This window comes from Cobetia sp. SIMBA_158 (genome assembly GCF_046566945.1).
Taxonomy (GTDB): domain Bacteria; phylum Pseudomonadota; class Gammaproteobacteria; order Pseudomonadales; family Halomonadaceae; genus Cobetia; species Cobetia amphilecti.
Window position 1 is genome coordinate 1 of sequence record NZ_JAWJYL010000425.1, and the last position, 268, is coordinate 268.

Annotated in this window: 1 protein-coding gene; it reads right to left on the reverse strand. The window is 53.0% G+C overall.

Going from position 1 to position 268, the window contains the following annotated elements:
• Positions 1-122 (reverse strand): porin (locus R2R70_RS20550; protein ID WP_410978985.1); only part of this gene is annotated, 122 nt, incomplete at its 3' end.
• Between the last annotated feature and the right edge of the window lie 146 nt (positions 123-268).

A 268-nucleotide genomic window follows, 5' to 3' on the forward strand; every position in this document is an offset into this window, starting at 1 on the left:
TTGTGAGCCCACTGGATCGATTCATCGATCACGCCATACAGGGTCACGCTGCTTTGAGCGTGTGCTGCGCCCGCTGCGGCCAGCAGGGCCACGGAAAGGGTCGAGAGTGCGATTCGTTTCATCCAGTTTTCTCCACGCAGATGTTTGGTTTAATTGTTGCTGTTGCGCGATGGAGAATAACGCAGGGGTGCAATTCCCTTGAACTGAAAAAAAATCAGTGTCGCAAAAAGCTGACACCACCCCAGGAAGCCTTGTGAGACGGGCTATT